This window comes from Pseudomonas sp. MYb60, from assembly GCF_002979555.1.
Classification (GTDB): Bacteria; Pseudomonadota; Gammaproteobacteria; order Pseudomonadales; family Pseudomonadaceae; genus Aquipseudomonas.
Window position 1 is genome coordinate 195,203 of the sequence record NZ_PCOZ01000005.1, and the last position, 23,201, is coordinate 218,403.

23 protein-coding genes are annotated in these 23,201 nt (G+C 62.4%); 15 read left to right on the forward strand and 8 right to left on the reverse strand.

All coding sequences use genetic code 11. The features are described from left to right. The first annotated feature begins 1 nt into the window (after position 1). The 6 genes from nuoI to nuoN are packed head-to-tail and all read left to right on the forward strand — an operon-like array spanning position 2 to position 6,277. The gene (gene nuoI, locus CQ041_RS10725; protein ID WP_003174725.1) at positions 2–550 is read left to right on the forward strand and encodes an NADH-quinone oxidoreductase subunit NuoI; all 549 of its coding nucleotides are present in this window, start codon (positions 2–4) and stop codon (positions 548–550) included. A 9-nt stretch (positions 551–559) separates the two neighbouring features. Continuing rightward, positions 560–1,063: an NADH-quinone oxidoreductase subunit J gene (gene nuoJ, locus CQ041_RS10730; RefSeq protein ID WP_016974946.1), complete on the forward strand. Its 504-nt coding sequence runs from the start codon at positions 560–562 to the stop codon at positions 1,061–1,063. Between the two features lie 2 nt (positions 1,064–1,065). Beyond that, positions 1,066–1,374, forward strand: a complete 309-nt coding sequence (nuoK, locus tag CQ041_RS10735; protein WP_003174727.1) for an NADH-quinone oxidoreductase subunit NuoK — start codon at positions 1,066–1,068, stop codon at positions 1,372–1,374. Further along, entirely contained in the window at positions 1,371–3,224 is a 1,854-nt protein-coding gene (gene nuoL, locus CQ041_RS10740; protein ID WP_105522760.1) for an NADH-quinone oxidoreductase subunit L, read from the forward strand. The genes nuoK and nuoL overlap by 4 nt, the downstream gene beginning before the upstream one ends. A 49-nt stretch (positions 3,225–3,273) precedes the next feature. Further along, complete coding sequence (gene nuoM / locus CQ041_RS10745) at positions 3,274–4,806, forward strand: NADH-quinone oxidoreductase subunit M (RefSeq protein WP_105522759.1); 1,533 nt, start codon at positions 3,274–3,276, stop codon at positions 4,804–4,806. 7 nt (positions 4,807–4,813) lie between these two features. Next, positions 4,814–6,277 carry an NADH-quinone oxidoreductase subunit NuoN gene (gene nuoN / locus CQ041_RS10750; protein ID WP_105522758.1) on the forward strand — a complete coding sequence of 488 codons (1,464 nt, stop codon included), beginning with the start codon at positions 4,814–4,816 and terminating at the stop codon, positions 6,275–6,277. Positions 6,278–6,409: 132 nt separating this feature from the next. Here the strand turns inward: nuoN and CQ041_RS10755 are convergent, their stop codons facing one another. Continuing rightward, on the reverse strand, positions 6,410–7,231 hold the full coding sequence (locus CQ041_RS10755; protein WP_105522757.1) for an arylamine N-acetyltransferase: 822 nt from the start codon (positions 7,229–7,231) through the stop codon (positions 6,410–6,412). 119 nt (positions 7,232–7,350) lie between these two features. Between CQ041_RS10755 and CQ041_RS10760 the strand changes: the two genes are divergently transcribed. Further along, positions 7,351–7,587, forward strand: a complete 237-nt coding sequence (locus tag CQ041_RS10760) for a DUF6555 family protein (protein WP_105522756.1) — start codon at positions 7,351–7,353, stop codon at positions 7,585–7,587. 54 nt (positions 7,588–7,641) lie between these two features. On the opposite strand, the gene CQ041_RS10765 is transcribed toward CQ041_RS10760, so the two are convergent. Continuing rightward, a complete protein-coding gene (locus CQ041_RS10765) occupies positions 7,642–7,902 on the reverse strand; it encodes a DUF6021 family protein (RefSeq protein ID WP_219847729.1) in 261 nt (86 codons plus the stop codon). Between the two features lie 120 nt (positions 7,903–8,022). Here CQ041_RS10765 and CQ041_RS10770 point away from each other — a divergent pair, with 120 nt between their 5' ends. Beyond that, positions 8,023–8,544 (forward strand): DUF3087 family protein, encoded by a 522-nt coding sequence (locus CQ041_RS10770; protein WP_105522755.1) that lies wholly within the window; start codon positions 8,023–8,025, stop codon positions 8,542–8,544. 167 nt (positions 8,545–8,711) lie between these two features. Beyond that, complete coding sequence (locus CQ041_RS10775) at positions 8,712–9,458, forward strand: carbonic anhydrase (RefSeq protein WP_105522754.1); 747 nt, start codon at positions 8,712–8,714, stop codon at positions 9,456–9,458. A 16-nt stretch (positions 9,459–9,474) separates the two neighbouring features. Here the strand turns inward: CQ041_RS10775 and CQ041_RS10780 are convergent, their stop codons facing one another. Beyond that, positions 9,475–10,347, reverse strand: coding sequence for a Dyp-type peroxidase (locus CQ041_RS10780; RefSeq protein ID WP_105522753.1), 873 nt, complete (start codon positions 10,345–10,347; stop codon positions 9,475–9,477). A gap of 138 nt (positions 10,348–10,485) precedes the next feature. Here CQ041_RS10780 and CQ041_RS10785 point away from each other — a divergent pair, with 138 nt between their 5' ends. Further along, positions 10,486–12,102: an NADP-dependent glyceraldehyde-3-phosphate dehydrogenase gene (locus CQ041_RS10785; RefSeq protein ID WP_105522752.1), complete on the forward strand. Its 1,617-nt coding sequence runs from the start codon at positions 10,486–10,488 to the stop codon at positions 12,100–12,102. Positions 12,103–12,144: 42 nt separating this feature from the next. Next, complete coding sequence (locus CQ041_RS10790; RefSeq protein ID WP_105522751.1) at positions 12,145–13,206, forward strand: FUSC family protein; 1,062 nt, start codon at positions 12,145–12,147, stop codon at positions 13,204–13,206. Positions 13,207–13,389: 183 nt separating this feature from the next. Here the strand turns inward: CQ041_RS10790 and CQ041_RS10795 are convergent, their stop codons facing one another. Continuing rightward, positions 13,390–14,127, reverse strand: coding sequence for a TetR/AcrR family transcriptional regulator (locus CQ041_RS10795; RefSeq protein ID WP_105522750.1), 738 nt, complete (start codon positions 14,125–14,127; stop codon positions 13,390–13,392). Between the two features lie 357 nt (positions 14,128–14,484). Here CQ041_RS10795 and CQ041_RS10800 point away from each other — a divergent pair, with 357 nt between their 5' ends. Genes CQ041_RS10800 through CQ041_RS10815 form a run of 4 tightly spaced genes read left to right on the forward strand, consistent with a single transcriptional unit; the run spans position 14,485 to position 19,075 of the window. Then, positions 14,485–15,192, forward strand: coding sequence for an ABC transporter ATP-binding protein (locus CQ041_RS10800; RefSeq protein WP_105522749.1), 708 nt, complete (start codon positions 14,485–14,487; stop codon positions 15,190–15,192). Continuing rightward, positions 15,189–16,388 carry an ABC transporter permease gene (locus CQ041_RS10805; protein WP_105522748.1) on the forward strand — a complete coding sequence of 400 codons (1,200 nt, stop codon included), beginning with the start codon at positions 15,189–15,191 and terminating at the stop codon, positions 16,386–16,388. The genes CQ041_RS10800 and CQ041_RS10805 overlap by 4 nt, the downstream gene beginning before the upstream one ends. Beyond that, positions 16,381–17,844, forward strand: coding sequence for a TolC family protein (locus CQ041_RS10810; RefSeq protein WP_105522747.1), 1,464 nt, complete (start codon positions 16,381–16,383; stop codon positions 17,842–17,844). Before CQ041_RS10805 ends, CQ041_RS10810 begins: the two co-directional genes overlap by 8 nt. Continuing rightward, entirely contained in the window at positions 17,834–19,075 is a 1,242-nt protein-coding gene (locus tag CQ041_RS10815; protein WP_105522746.1) for an efflux RND transporter periplasmic adaptor subunit, read from the forward strand. The genes CQ041_RS10810 and CQ041_RS10815 overlap by 11 nt, the downstream gene beginning before the upstream one ends. A gap of 98 nt (positions 19,076–19,173) precedes the next feature. Here the strand turns inward: CQ041_RS10815 and CQ041_RS10820 are convergent, their stop codons facing one another. The 4 genes from CQ041_RS10820 to CQ041_RS10835 all read right to left on the reverse strand — a co-directional run bounded on the left by CQ041_RS10820 (position 19,174) and on the right by CQ041_RS10835 (position 23,188). After that, the gene (locus CQ041_RS10820) at positions 19,174–20,568 is read right to left on the reverse strand and encodes an FAD/NAD(P)-binding protein (RefSeq protein WP_105522745.1); all 1,395 of its coding nucleotides are present in this window, start codon (positions 20,566–20,568) and stop codon (positions 19,174–19,176) included. A 101-nt stretch (positions 20,569–20,669) separates the two neighbouring features. Beyond that, positions 20,670–21,353 (reverse strand): AMP-binding protein, encoded by a 684-nt coding sequence (locus tag CQ041_RS10825; RefSeq protein ID WP_105522744.1) that lies wholly within the window; start codon positions 21,351–21,353, stop codon positions 20,670–20,672. 72 nt (positions 21,354–21,425) lie between these two features. Next, positions 21,426–22,862, reverse strand: coding sequence for an LLM class flavin-dependent oxidoreductase (locus tag CQ041_RS10830; RefSeq protein WP_105522743.1), 1,437 nt, complete (start codon positions 22,860–22,862; stop codon positions 21,426–21,428). Beyond that, positions 22,862–23,188, reverse strand: a complete 327-nt coding sequence (locus tag CQ041_RS10835; protein ID WP_105522742.1) for an acyl-CoA dehydrogenase — start codon at positions 23,186–23,188, stop codon at positions 22,862–22,864. Before CQ041_RS10835 ends, CQ041_RS10830 begins: the two co-directional genes overlap by 1 nt. Positions 23,189–23,201: the final 13 nt, after the last annotated feature.

The following is a 23,201-nucleotide window of genomic DNA, read 5'->3' on the forward strand; positions in this document are numbered from 1 at the left end:
CATGTTCAAATATATTGGCGACATCGTTAAGGGTACCGGTACCCAGTTGCGAAGCCTGGTGATGGTGTTCGGTCACGGCTTCCGCAAACGCGACACCCTGCAATACCCGGAAGAAGCGGTGTACCTGCCGCCGCGCTATCGCGGCCGCATCGTGCTGACCCGCGACCCCGATGGCGAAGAGCGTTGCGTAGCCTGCAACCTGTGCGCCGTGGCATGCCCGGTGGGTTGCATCTCCCTGCAGAAAGCTGAAACCGAAGACGGTCGCTGGTACCCGGACTTCTTCCGCATCAACTTCTCGCGCTGCATTTTCTGCGGCCTCTGCGAGGAAGCTTGCCCGACCACCGCGATCCAGCTGACACCGGATTTCGAGATGGCCGAGTTCAAACGTCAGGACCTGGTGTACGAGAAAGAAGATCTGTTGATCTCTGGTCCCGGTAAAAACCCTGATTACAACTTCTATCGTGTTGCAGGTATGGCCGTTGCCGGTAAGCCGAAAGGCGCCGCACAAAACGAAGCCGAGCCGATCAACGTGAAGAGCTTGCTGCCTTAAGGAAGAAAGATGGAATTCGCTTTCTATTTCGCGTCCGGTATTGCAGTGGTGTCCACGCTTCGCGTGATCACCAACACCAATCCTGTGCACGCCCTGCTCTACCTGATCATTTCGTTGATCGCCGTGGCCATGACCTTTTTCGCACTCGGCGCTCCGTTCGCCGGCGTGCTGGAAGTGATCGCCTATGCGGGCGCCATCATGGTGCTGTTCGTGTTTGTGGTGATGATGCTCAACCTGGGGCCGGCTTCGGTCGCCCAGGAACGCGTCTGGCTCAAGCCCGGCATCTGGCTCGGCCCGGTTATCCTCGCAGCCCTGCTGCTGGGTGAGCTGCTGTATGTGCTGTTCGCTCACCAGAGCGGCCAGGCCATCGGCCACACCACCGTAGATGCGAAGGCGGTGGGCATCAGCCTGTTCGGCCCGTACCTGCTGGTGGTCGAACTGGCGTCGATGCTGCTGCTCGCTGCAGCCATCACCGCCTTCCACTTGGGCCGCAACGAAGCCAAGGAGCAATGACGATGCCTGCTATCCCTTTGGAGCATGGTCTGGCGGTCGCCGGCATCCTGTTCTGCCTTGGCCTGGTCGGCCTGATGGTTCGCCGTAACATTCTGTTTGTGTTGATGAGCCTGGAAATCATGATGAACGCCGCCGCACTGGCGTTCATCGTTGCGGGTGCACGCTGGGGCCAGCCGGATGGACAAGTCATGTTCATCCTGGTGATCAGCCTGGCAGCCGCCGAGGCCAGTATTGGCCTGGCGATCCTGCTGCAACTGTATCGTCGCTTCCACACGCTTGATATCGACGCTGCCAGTGAGATGCGCGGATGAACATGATCTTTCTGACTTTCGTATTTCCCCTGATCGGTTTCCTGCTGCTGTCGTTCTCCCGTGGACGCTGGTCGGAAAACCTCTCGGCCTTGATCGGCGTGGGCTCCATTGGCCTGTCGGCCATCGTCGCCGCCTACGTCATCTGGCAATTCAACGTGGCGCCGCCAGAAGGCGGCCACTACACCCTGGTGCTGTGGCAGTGGATGTCGGTAGAAGGCTTCAAGCCTGACTTCGCCCTCTACGTCGACGGCCTGTCGATCACCATGCTCGGCGTGGTGGTGGGTGTAGGCTTCCTGATCCACCTGTTCGCGTCCTGGTACATGCGCGGTGAAGCGGGCTACTCGCGCTTCTTCTCGTACACCAACCTGTTTATCGCCAGCATGCTGTTCCTGGTGCTCGGCGATAACCTGTTGTTCCTGTACTTCGGCTGGGAAGGCGTGGGCCTGTGCTCGTACCTGTTGATCGGTTTCTACTACAGCAACCGCAACAACGGTAACGCGGCACTCAAGGCCTTCATCGTGACCCGCATCGGCGACGTGTTCATGGCCATCGGCCTGTTCATTCTGTTCCAACAGGTGGGCACGCTGAACATCCAGGAACTGCTGGTGCTGGCACCGCAGAAATTCCAGGTTGGCGATTTCTGGATCACCTTGGCGACCCTGATGCTGTTGGGCGGCGCCGTGGGTAAATCCGCGCAACTGCCGCTGCAAACCTGGCTGGCGGATGCGATGGCCGGTCCTACCCCGGTGTCGGCACTGATTCACGCCGCAACCATGGTAACCGCCGGTGTCTACCTGATCGCCCGTACCCACGGCCTGTTCACCCTGGCGCCAGACATCCTGCACCTGGTGGGCATCGTTGGCGGCGTGACCCTGGTACTGGCCGGCTTCGCCGCGCTGGTGCAGACCGACATCAAGCGAATCCTCGCCTACTCGACCATGAGCCAGATCGGCTACATGTTCCTGGCCCTGGGCGTTGGCGCCTGGGACGCGGCGATCTTCCACCTGATGACCCACGCCTTCTTCAAGGCTCTGCTGTTCCTCGCTTCCGGTGCGGTGATCGTTGCCTGCCACCACGAACAGAACATCTTCAAGATGGGCGGCCTTTGGAAGAAACTGCCACTGGCCTACGCCAGCTTCATCGTCGGTGGTGCCGCCCTGGCCGCCCTGCCGCTGGTGACCGCCGGTTTCTACTCGAAGGATGAAATCCTCTGGGAAGCCTTTGCCAGCGGTAACCAGAACCTGCTCTACGCAGGCCTGGTGGGTGCGTTCATGACCTCGCTGTACACCTTCCGCCTGATCTTCATCACCTTCCACGGTGAAGCCAAGACCGAAGCACACGCGGGTCACGGCATCTCCCACTGGTTGCCACTGTCGGTGCTGATCGTGCTGTCGACCTTCGTCGGTGCCATGATCACTCCGCCACTGCACGGCGTACTGCCACAAAGCGTCGGCCATGCCGGCGGCGCCGCCCAGCACAGCCTGGAAATCGCCTCGGGCGCCATCGCTATCGCCGGTATCCTGCTGGCCGCGCTGCTGTTCCTTGGCAAGCGTCGCTTCGTGACTGCGGTTGCCAACAGTGGCATTGGCCGTTTCCTGTCGGCCTGGTGGTTCGCTGCCTGGGGCTTCGACTGGATCTACGACAAACTGTTCGTCAAACCTTACCTGGCCATCAGCCACGTACTGCGCAAAGACCCGCTCGACCAGACCATCGGTTTGATCCCGCGTGCCGCCAAGGCCGGTCACACCGCCCTGAGCCGCAGCGAGACTGGCCAATTGCGTTGGTATGCCGCGTCCATGGCTGCCGGTGCCGTTCTGGTGATCGGCGCCATTGTCGTGGTAGCGGTCTGACTATGAACACTGCCAACTTTGCGAACTTGCGAAAGGAAACGAGCCTGTCATGATTCTGCCCTGGCTAATCCTGATCCCCTTCATCGGCGGCCTGCTCTGCTGGATGGGTGAACGCTTCGGCGCCACCCTCCCCCGCTGGATTGCGTTGCTGACCATGTCCCTGGAACTCGCACTCGGCCTCTGGCTGTGGGCCCATGGCGACTATTCATTTGCTCCGGCGCCTGGCGCCGATCCGACCTGGGCCATCGAGTTCAAGCACGTCTGGATCCAGCGCTTCGGCATCAACGTGCACCTGGCCCTCGACGGCCTGTCGCTGCTGATGATCCTGCTGACCGGCCTGCTGGGTATCCTCTCGGTACTCTGCTCGTGGAAAGAGATTCAGCGTCACGTGGGCTTCTTCCACCTGAACCTGATGTGGATCCTGGGCGGCGTGGTCGGCGTGTTCCTCGCCCTCGACCTGTTCATGTTCTTCTTCTTCTGGGAAATGATGCTGGTGCCGATGTACTTCCTCATCGCGCTCTGGGGTCACAGTTCTTCGGACGGCAAGAAAACCCGGATCTACGCGGCGACCAAGTTCTTCATCTTCACCCAGGCTTCCGGCCTGATCATGTTGGTGGCGATCCTGGGTCTGGTACTGGTCAACTTCAACAACACTGGCGTGATTACCTTCAACTACGCCGACCTGTTGAAAACCAAGATGTCGATGACCACCGAGTACATCCTGATGCTGGGCTTCTTCATCGCGTTCGCGGTGAAGCTGCCAGTGGTGCCTTTCCACTCCTGGCTGCCTGACGCTCACGCCCAGGCGCCGACTGCCGGTTCCGTCGACCTGGCCGGTATCTTGCTGAAAACCGCGGCCTACGGCCTGCTGCGTTTTGCCCTGCCGCTGTTCCCGAATGCCTCGGCCGAGTTCGCGCCGATCGCGATGACCCTGGGTCTGATCGGGATCTTCTACGGTGCGTTCCTGGCCTTCGCACAAACCGACATCAAGCGTCTGATTGCCTTCTCGTCCGTTTCCCACATGGGTTTCGTACTGATCGGTATCTACTCCGGCAGCCAACTGGCGCTGCAAGGCGCGGTCATCCAGATGTTGGCCCACGGTGTCTCGGCCGCTGCGCTCTTTATCCTGAGCGGCCAGTTGTACGAGCGCCTGCACACCCGTGACATGCGTGAAATGGGTGGCGTGTGGTCCCGCATCGCGTACCTGCCGGCCATCAGCCTGTTCTTCGCCGCCGCGTCCCTGGGCTTGCCGGGCACCGGTAACTTCATCGGCGAGTTCCTGATCCTGATGGGCGCCTTCGTGCAGACACCGTGGATCAGCGCCATTGCCACCTCCGGCCTGGTATTCGGTTCGGTGTATTCGCTGATCATGATCCACCGCGCCTATTTCGGCCCGGCCAAGTCCGACACCGTCCTGCAAGGGATGGATGCTCGCGAACTGATCATGGTGCTCGGCCTTGCGGTATTGCTGATCTACATCGGCGTGTACCCGCAACCGTTCCTGGACACTTCTGCCGCAACGATGCATGGCGTGCAGCAGTGGTTCGGCACCGCCTTCTCTCAACTCGCTTCGGCCCGGTAAGAGCGCTATGGAATTCACGATCCAACACTTTATCGCGCTTGCGCCGCTGCTGATTACCAGCCTCACCATCGTGGTGGTGATGCTGGCCATCGCCTGGCGCCGCAATCACTCGCAAACGTTCCTGCTGTCCTGTGCCGGTCTGAACCTGGCCCTGCTGTCGATCATCCCGGCCCTCAAGGTCGCGCCACTGGCGGTCACGCCATTGATGATGGTCGATGACTTTGCCCTGCTGTACATCGCGCTGATCCTGGTGGCCACACTGGCCTGCGTCACCCTCGCCCACGCCTACCTCGGCGAAGGCGGCACTGGCTATCCAGGCAACCGCGAAGAGCTGTACCTGCTGATCCTGCTGGCTGCGGCCGGTGGCATCGTGCTGGTCAGCGCACAGCACCTGGCTGGCTTGTTCATTGGCCTGGAACTGCTGTCGATCCCGACCTACGGTCTGGTCGCCTATGCCTTCTTCAACAAACGCTCCCTGGAAGCCGGCATCAAGTACATGGTGCTGTCGGCGGCCGGTTCCGCGTTCCTGTTGTTCGGTATGGCGCTGCTCTACGCCGAAGCCGGCAGCCTGAGCTTCACCGGTATCGGCCACGCCCTGGCTGCCACCAGCATGCCTGCGCCGATTGCCCAACTGGGCCTGGCGATGATGCTGATCGGCCTGGCGTTCAAGCTGTCGCTGGTGCCGTTCCACCTGTGGACCCCGGACGTATACGAAGGCGCCCCGGCGCCGGTGGCGGCGTTCCTGGCCACTGCGTCGAAGGTTGCAGTGTTTGCGGTGATGGTGCGTCTGTTCCAGATCTCCCCTGCTGCCAACACCGGCGTGCTGAACGACGTGCTGACCGTGATCGCCATTGCGTCGATCCTGTTCGGCAACCTGCTGGCCCTGACGCAGAACAACCTGAAGCGTCTGCTGGGTTATTCCTCCATCGCGCACTTCGGCTACCTGCTGATCGCCCTGGTGGCGAGCAAAGGCCTGGCCGTGGAAGCCATGGGCGTGTACCTGGTCACCTACGTAATTACCAGCCTTGGCGCGTTCGGCGTGATTACGCTGATGTCCTCGCCGTTCAAAGGCCGGGACGCCGACGCCCTGTACGAATACCGTGGCCTGTTCTGGCGCCGTCCGTACCTGACCGCCGTGCTCACCGTGATGATGCTGTCCTTGGCCGGTATTCCGCTGACCGCTGGCTTTATCGGCAAGTTCTACATCGTCGCTACCGGTGTTGAAGCCCATGAATGGTGGTTGGTGGCCTCGCTGGTACTGGGCAGCGCCATCGGCGTGTTCTACTACCTGCGCGTGATGGTCACCCTGTACCTGATCGAGCCAAACCTGCGCCGTGTCGACGCCGAGCTGCATTGGGAACAGAAGGCAGGCGGCGTGATGCTGCTGGCCATCGCCCTGCTCGCGTTCTTCCTGGGCGTGTACCCACAACCGTTGCTCACCCTGGTGCAGCACGCGGTATTGGGCGTTTGATCGCTTAGCGGGACGGAATACACAAAACGGCGCCTTAGGGCGCCGTTTTGCGTTTCAGAACAGGTGATTGAGGGCACTTGAAGATTAAGCAAGGTCCGCTTCATCGAACGCCCGTTCACCGCAGCGTTTCTTTCAAGTCTTCGCGGCCAACATCTCATCCAGCGCAGGTCCCAATTGCCCAGGCACGCGAATCCCAAAGGTCTCGCTCAACAGCACCAACACTTCCTCGGCGCTTTCGATTACCCGCTTGTCACTCGGTCGATCCAGGTAGTGCACGGCATAGTTGGCGTTGTTCAGGGTATGACGTTGACCCGTCGCCAACCGCGCAACTTTCAATTGCCCCACGAAGGGCGACTGAGGGTGGGTGGAGACGTACCAATTGCCGATTTCGTAGTCGATATCGCCCTGCTCTTGCAGGTCGAACACGTAGAGGCCACGCCATTGCGTGGCGACCTGGGCCCACAGGGTGTAGCTGCCCTGCCCATCACAGGTCAAGCGGTAGGGTTCGTGAGTGGTGGCCTGTACTGCCTCGCTATCCAGCTGCAACGGACTGCTGGGCACCATGCCGCCAAAGCCGACGTCGGTGATGTAGCGCACACCGTCGAGGGTCACCAGGCTCAGGCGGTGAGTACGCGCCGTCCGGGCATCCGGCGGGCCGCCCATGACCACCCGGCCCGTGATGCCGCGTGCGTCGAAGCCCAGGTCCTGCAACAAGGCCAGGAACATCTGGTTCAACTCATAGCAGTAGCCGCCGCGCCCATCCACCAAGACCTTTTGCTCAACGCTCGGCAGATCGATTGGCACCGGCAGGTGCAAAAACGTCGACAGGCTTTCGAAGGCGAAGGCGCACACATGGCGCAATTGGAGATCGTGCAAGGTGTGCAGCGACGGAACCGGGGGCGTGTCGTAACCCAGGCGTTGCAGGTACAGCTGGCGATGAGTCAGGCGGGCCATGGGCACTCCTCAGGCAGATGACGAATGCCTCACTATGCCGTTAGCGCCTGCGCTTTGTCATTTTGAATGAACCTTTTCCAACGCTGCCCTATCCATCTATAACAAGACAGGGAGGCAACATGAGTACCGCAAAAATCTACACCATCCACTATCAGCTGCACGGCCAGGCCAAAACCTTTGTGGTGCGCGCCGAAGTGATGAACAACGCCGAAGCATGGCACTGGGCGGCGGTCGATGCCGACATTGCCCATGTCAGCCGCATCGGTCGTGTTGGCCACGAACAGGTGAAAAAAACCACCCGCCCATGGGCCGAGAAATTCGGCGTGACCGACGTGACCTGGATAGCACCCAAATAAATGGCACCCAAATAAGCTGAGGCGAGGGACATCGCTCCTCGCCTCAGGCCTATGTCACTGCTTCAAGTCGCCCAACGGATCGTAGGGCGGCTTTTTTTCGTTTTCGGACTGCGGTTTTCTATCCAGCGGGGCGATGGCGGCACCCACCGGGTCCACCTGTGGATCCGATACGTCAGGGGATTCCGGGTCGAATCCCGGGTCATCGTGACGCTCCTTGGGGTCGTTGGGGCGCAACGCATCGTTGTCCCGTTCTTCTTCACCCGGTGTACGGTTGGGGTCCGGCGTTCCGGGCGGCGGCTGTTTGTAATCGGTCATGATGGTTCACCTCAGGGGGTTGGTGGCCTGTAAAGATTTAGAGAAAACACCGCTCAACATCGTTCAACTGGATCGACCAGGCGTGCGATGATGCCCGCCCCCTCAGGAGAAATGCCCCGGATGTTCGAGCTCAAACCCTGCGACCCCGTGACTTTCCGCCAGCAAACCCGACGCAGCACGCTGATTGTGGCCGTGGTGTTCCTGGCCCTGGCGATGCTGCTGTCGAGCCTTGCGGTGATGCTGTTCGGTGAGCCCGGGGGTGACAATCTGCGCTTCAACGTGGGGGGCGTGTTTGCCGGCGTGCTGATCACCCTCGCCTTGGTGCGCGGGCCCTTCTGGACCCAGCCGTGGATGGCGGCAGCGGTCTATGGCTGGCAACTCAAGCGCAGCCTGATGAGCATTACCAATGTGATGCACAAGGTCACGGAGCGGGTTCAGACCAACGATCCGATTGCGATCAAGGTGCTGCGGTTCTACCACCTTGGGCTGACGCAGATGCACGCGCTGGATGCCAACTCCAGCGCTCAGGCGCAGTTGGTCGGCGAGATCGAGGCACACGAATCCAGGATGCAGGCACTGGGAATCGACACCGAGCAGAATCGCTTGGATCCCAGCTGGATTGAGGTTCTTAAAAGCGGCTGAATCACGTTGCCTTTCAGCACAACACCGCACAGCCAGGGCCCGGTCTTCTGCCTATTCAAATTCCAGGGCACAAACACGCAAACAAGCGGAAAACACCTACTTATTTTACTCCCGAATCTTTGCATCGTTGGGCTGAGTTCTCCTCCACTCACCAGAGAATCCAACCGATGTGCACTGCTCATAAACCTGCCGCGCCCGCTTCATTGATTGAACGTCGACGTTTCCTGCAACTCGCCACGCTGGGTGCAGGAGGGATGCTGCTGGCGGGCGCCCTGCCCGTCAGCCTCGCTGAGGCGGCGCCTTCCTTGCCGATCAAACCGGCCAACGCCATCAATGCCGCGCAGGCACTGGATCGGTTAAAGGAGGGCAATCAACGTTACGTTGCCGGTGTCACCAAGCGCCATGACTTCATGACAGAGCGAGAAGCGCTGGTCGGTGGGCAGAATCCGTTTGCCGCGGTATTGAGTTGTGCGGACTCGCGGATCGCACCGGAGCACGCGTTCGACACGACTCGCGGCGACCTCTTTGCCGTGCGGGTCGCCGGCAACTTCGTCACCGACGATGGCCTCGCCAGCCTTGAGTACGCGGTGGCCGTGCTGGGAACACCGTTGATCGCGGTGCTGGGGCACGACGGTTGCGGTGCCGTGTCAGCCGGGATCAAGGCGCTCCAGGAGGACGCGCGCTTCCCGGGAAAAATCCAGGGGTTGGCGGAGGCCCTCAAGCCCTCTGTGAAGAAAGCCTTGACGACCCCCGGCGACCTGCTCGACAACGCCATCGCCCAGAATGTGCTGGACTCCGTCACACGACTGCGGGGTGAATCGAAGGTACTGGGCAATGCCATTCGTGATGGAAAACTGAACATCGTCGGCGGCATCTACCGCCTTGGCAGCGGCCAGGTGGAGTGGATCGCCTAGCGCTCGATCAGCGCTCTCAGCCGGCCAGCCGGGTCAGCGCGCTCAGTTCCAGGTGGCCGTCCTTGAGGGGCGGGCACCAGTAATAGCCACCGGTCAACGGCGTGCTGATGCGATAGAGGCCATCGACAATCCCGTCTTCCAGACCGCTCATGCGCCGCAGCTGGGCTTCGAATGCATCGAAGGAATGGCCGAACGCGAGGAACATCAACCCGGCCTGGCCATTCTCGGCCCACGGCATGGAGCGGCGCACCACAAAGGCTTCCGGGGTGAAGCTTTCCTGGGCGGTGCGTTTGGTGTGGGCAGACGCGGGGGCGTCGTCCAGCTCCTCGTTGTCGCCATGGCGCCGGCCGATGATGTGGTCGCGCGCCTGGGCCGGCAGCGCGGCAAAACCGTCGAGGTCGTGCTGCCACTGCTGGATGGCGGCGAAACTGGCGCCGCTGTCGGTCAGGGCGGCTTCGACCGCGGCGTCGTCGTGGGGGTTTTCGGTGCCGTCTTCGTAGTCGGTGAGGTCAAAGCCGGTCTTGTAGCGAAAGCCTTCAGTCATCTGCACCAGGTTGAACGCCGGGGCCAGGGCTTTTTCGAAGGCGCGGCTGCGCAACAACAACTCACCGCGATCCACGCCGTGCAGCCACACCCACAGCGCGTGCTGGGTGGACGGGTTGTGCGCGCCCGGCCCGCTGACTTCGGGAAAGCTGCGCAGGCCGTCAATGCGCGCGCCTAACGTTTTTACCAGCGGTTCACCAAAACCCACCACTGCCGCGGAATCGGTCAACTGCACCAGTGCGTCCAGCGCAGCGGGCACGGCTGCCGACGAATCCAAGGCAAAAAACAGATGGCGTGCCTGCAACGGCACCGGTGCGGCAAGAATGCCCGGCTGGTACTGACTCATGTGAACTCCTTCAAGAAAGCCGCGCAGTTTACCTCCCGGACGCCACCCTGCGTACAAGAAAGCGCGCAAGCCTTGCCATGAAGCCTGTTGTTGGGTGACTCTCTAGTCATGTTTTGCAACTATTCCAGGGATAGCGATATGACCACCCGCCACCTGCTCGCCCAGCTGTTTCCCGCCTCTGCCGCCGAGGTCCCCGAGCCATACCGACTGGGAGCGCCCATTGAACAGCGCGATTACCTGGTGGACGGCCAATTGCAACGATGGAATGGCCCCCTCGCAAAAGTCCAAAGCCCGGTGCAATTCGGTGATGAGCGCGTGCACATCGGCAGCACACCGCTGCTGGACGCCGACACCGCCCTCACCGCCCTTGATGCCGCCGTGCGTGCCTACGACCGTGGCCAGGGCGAATGGCCGACGATGCGCGTTGCTGATCGTATCCAGCACGTCGAAGCGTTCCTGCGGCGCATGCGCGACCAGCGCGAGGCCGTGGTCAAGCTGCTGATGTGGGAAATCGGCAAGAACCTCAAGGACTCGCAGAAAGAGTTCGACCGCACCTGCGACTACATCACCGACACCATCAACGCCCTCAAGGAGCTGGACCGTCGCTCCAGCCGCTTCGAGCTGGAGCAGGACACGCTCGGCCAGATCCGCCGCGTGCCGCTGGGCGTGGCCCTGTGCATGGGCCCCTACAACTATCCGCTGAACGAGACGTTCACCACCCTGATCCCGGCGTTGATCATGGGCAACACCGTGGTGTTCAAGCCGGCCAAGCTCGGTGTGCTGCTGATCCGCCCGCTGCTGGAGGCGTTCCGCGACAGCTTTCCCGCTGGCGTCATCAATGTGATCTACGGCAGCGGCCGCGAGACCGTCAGTGCGCTGATGGCCAGCGGCAAGATCGACATCTTTGCGTTTATCGGCACCAACAAGGCCGCCAGCGACCTGAAGAAACTGCACCCCAAGCCGCACCGCCTGCGCGCGGCCCTGGGCCTGGATGCGAAAAACCCGGGCATCGTGTTGCCAGAGGTGGACCTGGACAATGCCGTGAACGAAGCCGTCACCGGCTCGCTGTCGTTCAATGGCCAGCGCTGCACGGCACTGAAAATACTGTTTGTGCATGAGGATGTGGTGCAAGGCTTCATCGACAAATTCAACCACAAACTGGCCACGCTCAAGCCCGGCATGCCCTGGGACGACGGCGTTGCGCTGACGCCCCTGCCGGAAGTGGGCAAGGTGGATTACCTCAACGGCCTGGTGGCCGATGCCGCGCAACACGGTGCACAAGTGGTGAACGACCACGGCGGGGAAAGTCGCGGCTCGTTTTTCTACCCGGCGGTGCTGTACCCGGTGAATCCGCAGATGCGTGTGTACCACGAGGAACAGTTCGGCCCAGTCGTGCCGATCGTGCCCTACCGCGACCTGGAGACCGTGATCGACTACGTGCTGGACTCGGATTTCGGCCAACAGCTGAGTATCTTCGGTACCAACGCCGCAGAGGTCGGCAAGCTGGTGGACACGTTCGCCAACCAGGTCGGACGGATCAACATCAACGCCCAGTGCCAGCGCGGGCCGGATACGTTTCCGTTCAACGGGCGCAAGAACTCGGCCGAGGGCACGCTGTCGGTGCATGATGCGCTGCGCGTGTTCTCGATCCGCACGTTGGTGGCGACCAAGTTCCAGGAGAGCAACAAGGCGCTGGTCAGCGACATCCTGAAAAACCGTGACTCAAGCTTTTTAACCACCGATTACATTTTCTGACATTAGCGCGTGACTTCTGACTATTAGGCCCCTTTACTCCCGATGAACCTGCCCCTCTTCGCCCGGCGCCTGCTGCGCCCCTTGCTCGACCCGTATCGGCGCTTTCGCCACGCCAAGCTGATCCATGCCGTGCGCGTGTCCATCGGCTTGCTGGCCACCATCCTGCTGACCACCGGCATCAACCTGCCCCACGGTGAGTGGGCATCGGTGACCATGCTGATCGTGATCGGCGGCCTGCAGCATCACGGCAATATCGGCAAGAAAGCCGTGGAGCGCGCCTACGGCACCTTGATCGGCGCCAGTGTCGGCCTGGCACTGGTGCTGCAGCAGGCGTGGCTGGGCCAGCCGTTGCTGACGTACCTGCTGATGTCAGTGGTATGTGGGTTCTTTTCCTATCACGCCATCGGCAAAGGCGGTTACATCGCGCTGCTGTCGGCGATCACCGTGTTTATCGTCGCTGGGCATGGCGACAACCCGGTGTCGGATGGCTTGTGGCGCACCGTGGATATCCTCATCGGCATTGTGCTGGCCCTGGCCTTTTCCTTCGCCCTGCCGCTGTACGCCGTGTATTCCTGGCGCTACAACCTGGCCAGTGCGTTGCGCGACTGCGCCACGATCTACAGCCGGATCATCAACGGTGAGTCGGTGACCGATGACCAGCACCTGAAGCTGCTCAACCGCTTGAATGCATCGATGGTGCAGCTGCGTTCGCTGATGCCCTCAGTGTCCAAGGAAGTGCGCATCTCCATGACCGAGCTGGACGCAATCCAGCGGCACTTGCGCATGTGCATCAGCACGTTGGAGATCCTCGGCAACACTCGGCCCGATCCTCGGGACGAGCAAGCGATGGCGCGCATGCAGGTGATGCTGAAGTCCGAGCATCGGCAGATTCGTGTGCAGTTGGTGGGGATGGCGCGGGCGTTGAAATCGGGGGTGACGGAGCGGTTGGAGCGGTCGGGCCAGGCCGGTAGCGTCGAGCCCGCAATGGAGACACCGGTCTACAGTGCCCTGGATGGGTACCGATTGCTGACGTCGCAACTGGCGCAGAACGTCGACGCGATGCGTCAGCGGCTGGCCAGGAGCGCCACCCATTGGAAAATCTGAATGTAGAAGAAAAAAATGAAAGTTCGGAATAAGCCGATTTTCACACTTTTCCTTACAAAGTTTTCACGATTTATTCACAAGGCGAAACGTAAGGTAAAGCCTCATCCGTTACAAATGTTGCATATCAAGCCCGCCGCCCCAGCGGGCTTTTTTTTGCCCGAAGGAACGCGCGCGTACGGGTGATCAATGCGACGTCTGCTCGCGTATTGCCCGCTGGGTGTCCAGCACCTTGGCCAGGGCGTTCTCCGCCTCCGGGCTTTGCTGTGGCACACGAATGGCCGCCGACACCAACGTGATCAGCTTGGCCATCACCTCCGCATCCGTGGCCGGACGGCCCAGGCTCATGGAATTCATCAGCAGGCGCAATTCGGTACCGGCCATTACCCCGGAAATCGCCTTGAGGGCAAATTGCAGGCGCACGCCCAGTTCGTTGCGCGGCAGGTCCGGCAGCGCCAGGGCGAAGGCTTCGAAGAAGCGCTGGAACACCGGCTGGTAGTGCACCTTGAGGTATTCCTGAATAAACGGCGACGTGTCGCTGTACACCCGGCCGAGGAAGCGAATGAACGAACGCCCTTCCCCAGTGGCGCTCGCCGGATCGCTGCGCTCCAGGCCCATGGCCGGGGCGAACAGCACGCCGAGCAAGGTGTCGCAGTCCAGCGGGCCGTCAGACTCGGCCTCACACCGTGCCAACAGCTCAAGACGCTGCTCGTTGAGCGGCTCAAGGCGCTGCATCAGCAGGGTTTTCATCAGGGAATCCTTGTCCCCGAAGTGATAATTCACTGCCGCCAGGTTGACCTGGGCGCGCTCGGTAATCTGACGTAACAAAACCGCGTCGTATCCGTACTTAATGAAGAGCGCCTCTGTCGCATCCAGCAATCGAGTCTTGGTAATGTTTGGAGCGCTGAGCTTCTTCGCAGCCATATGGGTTCCACGACGGAAATATTGTTTTAAAAAATAATTTGATTTTTTATACCGGGAGCGTCGGTTTAAAGCAAGTAGTGACACACCGCCATATGATCCAAAGCCTTGCATCACGGGCTTGTCGGCGCAGATCGGGGTGGTTCTGCGTTAGGATCAGGGGGCTTGGGACAATCGTTTCCAAGGGTGAAACCGCTCTACCGCCACGGCTGGCGAAGCGCGGGTAAGGCGGTTAGTATTCAAACAATATTTTAAAAATAAGAAATCAAACCAGTCCGTGACGCTGAACAGGCCGTTCCCGAACTTGTTACAAGGATTTACCGGGGGTGGAGCGGCAGCGTCGAGGCTGAAGGCGTAGTCATGACGACAGATACTCCCGCGCATCCAGGCCTGATCTCACTGCAAGGCATCGGCAAACGCTATCAGTTGGCCGGGCAACACCTGCCCATTCTCGATGATGTCTGCCTGTCCATCGACCGTGGCGACAGCTGCGGCATCCTCGGTGCGTCCGGTTCCGGCAAAAGCACCCTGCTCAATATCCTCGGGTTGCTGGACCTGCCCAATTGCGGCCGGTACCACTTCGCCGGTCACGATATTTTCAACGCCACCCCGGATGAACTGGCGGCGATCCGCAACCAGCAAATCGGCTTCGTATTCCAGAGCTTCAACCTGCTGCCGCGCCTCAGCGCCCTGGACAATGTCGCCCTGCCCCTGAGTTATCGCGGGCTGTCACGCCATGAATCGGTGGAACAGGCCCTGCGCATGCTTGCGCAAGTCGGCCTGGCCGAGCGCGCCCACCACCGCCCCGCCGACCTCTCCGGCGGCCAGCGCCAGCGTGTGGCGATTGCCCGTGCGCTGGTGGGCAAACCCTCGGTGATCCTGGCCGACGAACCCACCGGCAACCTCGACAGCCACACCGCCCAGGACATCATGGACCTGCTCCTGGCGCTCAACCGCGAGCAACAAGTCACGCTGATCATCGTCACCCACGACCCGCACATCGCCGACCGCCTGGACCGCAAGATCCTGGTGCGCAACGGCGCGGTGCACGAGGTCGCACGCCCATGAGCCTGCGCGTCGAGCAGAGCCTGAGCCAGTTGCTGCACGAGGCACTCGTCAGCCTGCGCACCCTGGGCAAACGCTCGATGCTGGCGCTGCTGGGCATCGTCATCGGCAGCTCGTCGGTGGTGGCGCTGATCAATATCGGCCATAACGCAGCGGTGGAAGCGGCGCTGATTTTCAAGGACATGGGCACCGACACCCTGGTGGCACAAATTGCCCAAAAGCCCGGCAGTGACCTCAACGCCCGAGCGCGCGTGGACCTCGCGCCCCTGCGACAGACGCTCCCTGGTATCGCCCATATCGGCGCCCTCAGCCTGTTCAGCGGACCCGTGGTATTCCACGGCCGCACCACCAACGCGAACTTTGTCGGCAGCACCGCCGACATCGACAACGCCATGCGCCTGAGCCTGCGCGAAGGGCGTTTTCTTTCCGACTTCGATGCCAACGAAACCTACGCCGTGATCGGCGATCAGGTCGCCCAGGCCCTCAGCGCGCCCGGCGACCCGGTGCAGGTGGGCGACCGGGTGCGCATCAACGACTACCTGTTCCTCATCGTCGGCATCCTGCACAACCAGCCCCGCGCGCTGCTGATGCCGATCCAGGGCGGCGAGTCGCTGTTCATCCCTGCTGAAGGCATGCGCCGCATCTATGCCGCGCCGCAGGTCAACAACGTGATCATCCGCGCCGCGCCCGACCAGGACATGGAGCGCATCGCCCTTCAAGCCGCCGCCGCCCTGCAAGCCCAACTGAGCGAGCACAAGGTCGACATCCAGGTGCCCCAGCAAATGATCGACGGCATGACGCGCCAGAGTCGCACCTTTGCGTACCTGCTGCTGGCACTCGGCGCAATTTCCCTGGTGGGCGGCGGCGTCGGGGTGATGAATGTGATGCTGATGAACGTCTCCGAGCGCCGCCGCGAGATCGGCATCCGCATGGCCCTGGGCGCGCGCCAGCGGGACATCCGCAACCTGTTCCTGCTCGAAGCGGTGACGCTCACTGCCGTCGGCGCACTGTGTGGCGCGTGGCTGGGCATGACCGCCGCCTGGCTGTACGCATGGCTGTCGGACTGGACCTTCGCCCTGGCCACCGCGGCCCTGCCGCTGGGCGTGGGCAGCACCTTGCTGGTGGGCTTGTTCTTTGGCCTCTACCCGGCAATCTCGGCCTCGCGGTTGCAACCGGTGGAGGCCCTGCGCGATGAATAAATGGCTGCTGCTACTCGCCCTGGTGAGCCTGCCCGGCACGGCGGCGAACATCGTCATCGATCCGTCCGCGCCGAACACCTCCCGCAGCGTGTCGCTCAACGCCCAGGCCACCACCCTGACCCTCGGCGATGCGGTCTATCTGGGCCTGCGCAACAACCCGGCGATCCGCAGCGCGTACCTGCAACGGGTGGCGCAGAAGTTCGACCTGCGCGTAGCCGAAGACGTGTTCAACCCCAAGCTCACCCTCAACAGCTATTACCGCAGCACACGGGGCTCTGCCGACAATGCGCGCAACGCCAACGTCGCCCCGGCCACCAGCCTGCTCGGCGAATACGGCACGCGCCTGAGCATGGCCTGGACCCAGCAACTGAACACCGCCGACCGCGCCGGGCGCTACCGCAGCGACGGCCTGGACCTGGCGATCATCCAGCCGCTGCTGCGCGGCGCCGGCTGGGACGCCACCACCGCGCCGCTGCGCCTGTCGCGTCTTTCCGAACAGGCCAACCGCCTGAACCTCAAGGCCACCGTGGCACAGACCATCAGCCAGGTCATCGCCACCTACCGCGAGCTGCTGCGCGCCCAGGAGCAACTGACCATCGTGCAAGAGGCCCTCAAGCGCTCCGGCACCTTGCTGGAAGTCAACAAGGCCTTGATCAACGCCGGGCGCATGGCCGAATTCGAGATCGTGCAGACCGAAGCCGACATCGCCACCCAGCAATTGGGCGTGGAAGAAGCCCAGAACCAACTCGACAGCAGCCGCCTGGCGCTGCTGCGCTTGCTGGCCCTGGACCTGTCCACGCCGATTCGCGCCACCGAAGCCCTGGAGGCCCGGCCCATGCAGATCGACAAGCGCCAGGCCTTCAACCTGGCGCAAAACCAGCAACCCGAATACCTCGCCGCCCTGCTGGGCAGCCAGCAGGCCGACCTCAACCTGGTCATCGCCAAAGACTCCGGGCGCTGGCAGGTTGACCTGGTGGCCGGTGCCAACCAGGTCCGCGATGCCTACAACAATGACGCCGGCCGCAGCAACAATCGCACGTGGGACAGCTACGCCGGGGTGCAGGTGCAAATCCCCATCGGTGACATCAGCACGCGCCAGGCCGAAGTGCGGGCGCGGGTGAACGTCGAAGACCAGCAGATCCGCATCACCGATGCGCGCCAGGCGCTGGAGCGCAGCGTGAACGACGTGGTGCGCGACCTCGGCACGCGCTGGCGTCAATATGAAATTTCCCAGCGCGCCGTGGAGCTGTCGCGGCGCAAGATCGAGATCGAGCGGGAAAAACTCAGCGCCGGGCGCTCCACCAACTTCCAGGTGCTGAGTTTCGAGACCGATTTGCGCAACGCCGAAAACGCGCAGCTGAATGCGCTGATCGCTTACCTGAACGCCCAGACGCAACTCGACTTGACCCTGGGCATGACGCTGGAAAGTTGGGAAATCGCCCTCAATGACTATTAACACGAAACGCCTGCTCGGTGCCGTGGTGATCCTGCTGCTGATCGGCGCGGGGCTCGGCTGGCGCTGGCCCGCAAAGGCGCCCGCCAGCGATGCTGAACAGTGGCTGGCGATCAAGCCCGACCCGCTGGTGCACGAGATCGGGCTGGTGGGCAAGATCGAGCCCGACACCACCCTCACCCTCACCGCGCCCTTTGACGGCAATGTCGAGGTCAACCAGGTGGAGCAAGGCCAGCGCGTCGAAGCCGGCCAGGTGTTGCTGCGCATGGACCCATCAACCCTGCAGGTGCAACTGCGCGACGCGCTGTCTGCCCAGCTCAAGGCGCGGCGCACGGTGCAAGAGATGCAGGACTGGGACAGCAGCCCCGCCGTCAGCCGCGCGCGCCGCAGCCTGCGCACCACTGAAATGAGCGCCGGCAACACCCAGCGCAAGCTGACCGAGAGCGAAACGCTGTTCCAGCGCGGCATCATCCCGCGCAATGAGCTGGACGATCTCAAGCAGCAGGTCCGGCAACAACAGCTCGACCTCGCCGCCGCCCGCAGCGAACTGCAACAGGCGCTGAGCCAGGGCCAGGGCGAATACCGCCAGATCGCCGACATGGAACTGACCAACGCCACGGTGAAGTACGAGGCCCTGAACACATTGCTCGAGGGCCGCGAGGTCAAGGCGCCGTTCTCCGGCATTGTGGTACCCGCCCCCGGCAACAACGCCCCTCCTGGCAGCGCCAGCAACAACGTGCCCATACAGGCCGGCAGCAAGGTCAGCCAGGGCCAGGTGTTGTTCGGGCTGGCGAATATCGAACGGCTGAAGATCGTCGCCAGGGTCTCGGAACTGGACATCAATCAGTTGCACCAGGGCCAGGCCGTGGAAGTGCTGGGGGATGGATTCGACGGCGAACGGCTGAGCGGGTCGGTCAGCGTGGTGAGCGGCTTGGCGATTGCCAGCGACAGTCAGGGCAGCGCGCAGTTTCCGGTGACCCTGTCGATTCCCAAGCTCACCCCCCAGCAGTTGCAGCGGGTGCGGCTGGGGATGAGTGCACGGTTGACCATCGTCACCTACAGCAATGCGCAGGCGATGGTGGTGCCGGCGCAGGCGATCAAGGGCGGTGAAGTGGCGTATCGCGAGGCGATGGACAAACCGGTGGAGCGAGTGAAGGTGACGACCGGGCAATCGACGGCGCAGGGCGTGGAAGTCTTCGGCCTGAAGCCCGGGTTTGTAAAAACCTCAAGATAAATGGAGACCCAAATGTGTGCAGGCTTGCCCGCGAAGACGGTGTATCAGTCAACATTTCAATGGCTGACCTACCGCTATCGCAGGCAAGCCTCCCACATTTAGAGTGTGGTCAGTTTTAAGGCCAGCGCCTTGGCTTGCAACGCCACGTCCGTGACCGCCGTGCTTTCCCACCACATGCCCCGCAAAGGTGGGCCCATGGCAAACAATCGCTGGCTGACCTGCCCCTGCGAATCCACCACAGCCCCTGACTTGTCCGCCGCAATCCCCAACGCCAATGGCCCAGGCTTGATCAACCCACGTTTGAGCAATTGCTGCGGCAACGGCCGGGCCACGCGGCGCCAGTCGTATTCGATGCCACTGGAATTGATCAACGCTGCGCCCGAGACCTGGCTCAGCACCTGCTCGCCTCGCGCACGCAAGCGAATCGTCACGCCGTCGGCCGCCGGCTCCAGCCCCTTGAAGGACGCCGCCCGAATCCGCAATCGGCCCTCTGCGTGCAACCGCGCCACCAACTGCGCACTGAGCGGCGGTGAGCGGTGGTGATGGCTTTCCCACCACGGCCGCACATGCCGCACGAACTGACGTTTTTCGCGCTCGCTGGCCTGGCTCCACAACCGCGGGATATGCGCCCGCACCGTATCCAGCGGCGCTTGCCAGTCGACGCCCTCGGCCTGCGCGACCTGGCACTGACGCCGCAGCTCGCGCAACAACTGTCGGGGGCTGCGCAGCCGGTGGTCTTCGGCCAGGAAATCGACCCAGCCCGGCGGCTGTCGCCGAACATGGGGCAACAGGCCATGGCGCGAAAAAATATCGATGGGCCCGCGATGGCCGGCCAGTTCCAGGGACACCACGGCATCGACCATGGTCAGGCCTGAGCCGACGATCAGCACGGTGCCTTGCGGGTCGATAAGGGTCATGGCTTGCACGTCCCAAGGGTCGACGGCTGCGGCGTTCAAACCGCTGGACTCGGTCTGTGGTGTGCGTGCCGCCGGGAACATGCCGGTGGCCAGTACGGCACAGGCGCCCCTCAGTTGCTGGCCGTTGTCGAGGGTCAACAACGTGGCATCGTGCTGCACCTGCAGGTCGATCACTTCACCGCGAACATGCTCTAACGTGGACGCCGACTGCACCTTGGCCTGCGCCAGCCGTTGCTGCGCATACAGGCCGAAAATGCCGCGCGGCGGGAACAGCTCACTGATCGGCACGTGCTGCTGGCCCGACTCCGGCCAGCCGCCAGCGCCGATGTAATCGGTGAGCCATTGGGTCAGGTCATCGGCGTTGTCCGGGTCGACGCTCATGCGCGCGGCATTGCCGTTCAACGTATGGCCCAGCTCGACGGCGCTGTAGGCCTCGCCACGGCCCAGTTCGGCGCGCGGTTCGATCACCAGAATGTGTCGCTCGCCGGGCTGGCGCAGCAACTGCACCGCCAGCATTGTGCCGCTTAGCCCGCCGCCGACGATCAAGACATCAGCGTTGCGGATGGAGTCAGTCATGCAAGTTCGCCTTTACGGTTTATCCGAATAAATGTCATGCCCGATCATAGGCCCCAAACCCATGGATGGCGCGTCGAACAGTACCAAAGTAGGACGGTACCTCAGCGCTTGGCCGTGGCCCAGTCACATAATCGGCGCCACGTGTCGAGGGGTGCAACTTCACGGCGGTCACGCTCGGCCGAAGCCGGGCTTTCGGGAAACGCCAGGCCTTGCCCGCTGCTGAGCCACTGTTCCAACAGCAGCGCCAGCGCGCCTCGACAGCCCGTCGTCTGGTCGCTCCACAGCGCGGTTTCCCCAACAGGTTGCCACCAGCGCGTCAGGTGGTCGGCCGGCTCCGCAGGGCCGAGCAGTTCGGCGAAATCCAGACGCTGGCCCGGCCAATGCGCGCCCTTGTACGTATAAACGTGCGTGGGTTGAATGCGTTCCAGTGACTGAAGCAGGTCGTCGTCGGCCACCTCATCGGCCACGGTCAACACCTGGCCGCCGACTGACTGGGCGGCCAACGCCAGCAACAATAGATTAGGCTCGAACACCCCGCTGAGCAGCAGCCGCGACACCTCGCTGAAACCGTGCTGGCGCAAACCATCGGCCACGCGCCCCACGTCCCTGGAGACGTCGATCCACCGCCAGGCATGCCACTGACCCTGGCGCTTGTGGCGCAAGGCCGTGTGCAGCGGCGTGGCTTGCGCCCAATGATGCAACTGCGCCAGGGCGGTGGGCGGGTAGTCGAGCCGTTCGGCGGGCCATTCCAGGACCCGTGGTTGTTCGAGTGCGTGCACGCTCATAGGGGTGAGTCTCCTATTCGATCAGACACTGCTGATCAACCTGTGGGAGGGGTTGATCCTGATGGCAGGGTGTCAGGTGCCCACCTTCTGCTGACCCACCGCTATGGGGGGCAAGCCCGTTTCCACCTTGGAATGACGCAAGGTCGATAAATCGCGATAGCTGGCACCAGGGTGGTTGGCACCCAGGCGAGCGCCGTCGCCGAACAGCTTCTCGCGCAACGTGCCCTGGGCATATTCGGTCTTGTACACGCCGCGCTTCTGCAATTCCGGCACCAGCCATTCCACGGCGTCGACAAAGGTTTCATGGGTCAGCGCATACGCCAGGTTGAAGCCGTCCACGTCGGTCTCTTCCACCCACTCCTGCAACAGGTCGGCCACGGTTTCCGGGCCGCCGACGAACAGCGGGCCAAAGCCGCCGATGCCAACCCATTCCGCCAGTTCATTGGGCGTCCAGACCTTGTTCGGGTCCGCCGTGGAGAAGGCCTCCACCGCCGATTGGATGGCATTGGTGTGCACATGCTTGAGCGGCTCGTCGGGCTTGAACTGGCTGAAGTCGATGCCGGTCCAGCCGGAGATCAGCGCCATGGCGCCTTCGTAGCTGACGTAGGATTTGTAATCGTCGAACTTGGCCTTGGCCTTCGCGTCAGTTTCGTCAACGATCACCGTCTGCAGGTTAAAGATCAGGATTTTCTTCGGGTCCCGCCCAGCCTCGGCGGCACGCCGGCGGATGTCGGCCACGGTCTTTTTCAGCAGCACCTTGGAGGGCGCAGCGACGAACACACACTCGGCCTGCTCGGCAGCAAACTGCTTGCCCCGGCTGGACGCCCCGGCCTGATACAGCACCGGCGTTCGCTGCGGCGACGGCTCGCACAGGTGAATGCCGGGCACCTGGAAGTGTGTGCCGACGTGCTGGATCTCGTGGATCTTGCTCGGGTCGCTGAACACCCGGCGCTCGCGGTCACGCAGCACGGCGCCCTCCTCCCAGCTGCCTTCCCAGAGTTTGTAGCAAACCTCCAGGTATTCCTCGGCGTAGTCATAGCGCGCATCGTGTTCGGTCTGGGCCTTCTGGCCGAGGTTCTTGGCGCCGCTTTCCAGATAGGACGTGACGATGTTCCAGCCAATGCGGCCCTTCGTCAGATGGTCCAGGGTCGAGAGCCGGCGCGCGAAGGGGTACGGGTGCTCAAACGACAACGAAGCCGTGAGCCCGAAGCCCAGGTGCTCGGTCACCAGTGCCATCGGCGCGATCAGCGACAACGGATCGTTGACCGGCACCTGTGTGGCCTGGCGAATCGCGGCATCGCCGCTGCCGTTGTACACGTCATAGATGCCCAGGACGTCGGCGATGAACAGCCCGTCGAACTTGCCGCGTTCAAGGATTTTAGCCAGGTCTGTCCAGTATTCGAGGTCCTTGTACTGCCATGAACGGTCACGCGGGTGAGCCCACAGGCCGGGGGATTGGTGGCCGACGCAGTTCATGTCGAAAGCGTTCAAGCGAATTTCACGGGACATCAGAGCACTCCGTTGAGGTGGTAGTTGCCGACGGTCCGGTATTTGGCGCGCAGCGGGTCATTGAGGGTCGAGGGCAGTGCGGTGCGTTGGCCGGTCAGTTCGAATTCGGCGTTGCTCGCCGCGATCAGCGCTTCGGCAGCAGCAATCTGCGCTTCGGTGGCGGCCACTGGGCTGGGGTGGGTGTCAGCCCGCTCCAGCAAGGCGTCGGCCACGTCGATGCGAATCTGCAAGTCGCCGAAGCGGCTGATCACGTAAGGGTCATCGCTGCTGCCGACATGGCGGCGGGTGCTGTCCAGCAGTTGGCGTGCAAGGTTCAATGCGGTCATGGCGTACGGTTCC